The organism is Rhizobium sp. LjRoot98, assembly GCF_964252935.1.
GTDB lineage: Bacteria > Pseudomonadota > Alphaproteobacteria > Rhizobiales > Rhizobiaceae > Pararhizobium.
Genome location: NZ_CAXUPW020000047.1, coordinates 1 through 2,256, shown reverse-complemented (window position 1 = coordinate 2,256; position 2,256 = coordinate 1). Strand labels below are relative to the sequence as shown.

The following is a 2,256-nucleotide window of genomic DNA, read 5'->3' as shown; positions in this document are numbered from 1 at the left end:
GAGTGGAGTAAGAAGCGCAGAAGCGCTTCTCCTCCCCGAACCGTACTTGCACCTTTCAGCGCATACGGCTCTCCATTCAAGCTTGGCCCATGGCCATGGCAACGTCATGGTAGTGCGATGTGACGGTGTTGCGGTCTTCGATCCGGAAGATGTATGGGTTCTCTTCCGGATTTCTCCATCGGAATTGCGCCTTTGGGCTTGAGACAAGCCGTTGCAGCGCTTTTCCGACGGGGTCACCGCGTTCGTTTCGACCAAACACGAGCCAGGTTTTCGCCTTGCCCGGTTCGGGGACCCTGACCCATTTCCGCATCAAGGGTTTGATGCGGGATCGGTACTTGTGTCCCAGCCAATGCGCCATTTTCCAGAACACGACATGGTCGATGCGCCGGAAGACGTACGCCGTGAAGTCGGTGAACTTGTAGAACGCCGCCCATCCCACCAGTTGGCGGTTCAGGCCTGCGATCATGTCGACCGTACTGACACTATGATTGCCGGAAAGGGTTTCGGTCAGTCTGTGGACAAACCCCTTTGCCTTTTCCCTGGGTATCGTCGTGACGATGGACATCCGTCCATGTGCCCCACGCTTGCGGATGATCCGGTGCCCCAGAAAGACGAAGCCGTCATTGACGTGCGTGACATGGGTCTTCTCCATGTTCAGCGCCAACTTCAACTCACCTTCCAGAAACGCCCGGCATTCCTCGCGGATTTCCTCTGCCTGAGCCCTGGTTCCTTTTACGATCACGACGAAGTCGTCAGCGTATCGGCAATAGGCAACAGCCGGTTTCCATTGCCGGTTCTCGCGAACCGTGATGGGGCGGCCCTGCTTGATGCCGAAGTTCCATGCCCATCGGTCCTTGCGGGCCTTGTCGCTCAAATATTTCGCCTCTAGCCACATATCAAACTCGTGGAGCATGATGTTGGACAGGAGCGGTGACAGGACGCCACCTTGCGGAACACCCTCGCTGGAGGCTGTAAACAGGCCACGGTCGATGTGGCCTGACTTCAGGAACCGTTGGAGAAGATCGACGAACCGTCCGTCCTGCACCCGTCGCCGCACGCATCTTAGAAGCAGCCGGTGATGGACCGTGTCGAAGTAGCTGGCCAGATCACCTTCGATGATCCAGCGGCCCCTCGTCGTGTCGGCTCCATCCTGAAGCTGTATCCTTACGGTGCGGACGGCATGATGCACGCTCCGTTCCGGCCGGAAGCCATAGGATAAACGATGGAAATCGCTCTCCCAGATCGGCTCCATGGCCATCAGCATGGCGCGTTGAACGATGCGATCCGTCAGGGTCGGAATACCCAATGGTCGTAGCTTGCCGTTGGGTTTCGGGATATAGATGCGCTTGACCGGCTGGGGGCGATAACTCTCCTCCAGCAGGCTTGCCCGCAGGTCGTCCAGATGCTGATCCAGTTTGACCTGCAGTCTTTGCTTGTCCATTCCGTCGATACCCGGCGTTCGTGCGCCACTTGACGCAAGAACCATCCGAGCGGCCTCGGCAAGCCATTCCCGGTTGGCAATCAGCCGAAGAAGCCGATCAAACCTTCGGTTTGGATCGCTCTTGGCCCATGTTGCGAGCTTGTGCTGCATTTCGCTGATTATCAAAGGTCTTCACCTCTCTTGGTCAGATAGTTTGCACTTCAAGCAATTTGAACTGTTCCCCTTCGCCATGTGGCAGGCTTTCCCTGCCGCGGACTACTACGAGAACTCCGCCAACATGATGGACATCAGGGTCAACTCCCTTGCGACGCAATACTTCGTTGTCATTCCATCATGCCTTCCCTCGTTCATATGCTGGACGTCAGCGTATTGGTGAGGCTGCCGGTCGCAGTCTTTTCCCTTGCGTTCCGCAAGTCGATGCCGATGTCATGGTCTGGCTGCATTCTCCCCATGACCCACCGCGAGCATCCTTACATCTGTGCTCGCTTGCAGATGCACGCCGTCGTACGTGTCTGGCGACATCATCAGCATTCCGCCTGTTAAGCCGTGTAGGCGAAGGCGACCTTTCAGCCCTCAGATGCGAGTTAACCGGTTCGTGTTCCTCAACCTTCCAATACTATAGCCTCGGGAACCATCTTGGCGTAACGACTTCGCCTCAATCCCCTTTACCTGCGGGCTACGTCACCCTGCCAGTTGACGGCAGGTCACCGCCGCTTGGGCTCATGTCCCCTCGCAGCAGGGGACAGGCAAATCTCGAGACCCTCCTTTCTCTTTGCATTCCAGTCATATGCCTCCCCGATTGGGGCGAGGCGCAC

At 57.2% G+C, this 2,256-nt stretch carries 1 protein-coding gene; it reads right to left on the bottom strand.

Annotated features, from left to right (window positions below; translation table 11 throughout):
* Window positions 1-76 precede the first annotated feature (76 nt).
* Complete coding sequence (gene ltrA / locus ACSQ3J_RS31245; protein ID WP_436041184.1) at window positions 77-1,591, bottom strand: group II intron reverse transcriptase/maturase; 1,515 nt, start codon at window positions 1,589-1,591, stop codon at window positions 77-79.
* Window positions 1,592-2,256 lie beyond the last annotated feature (665 nt).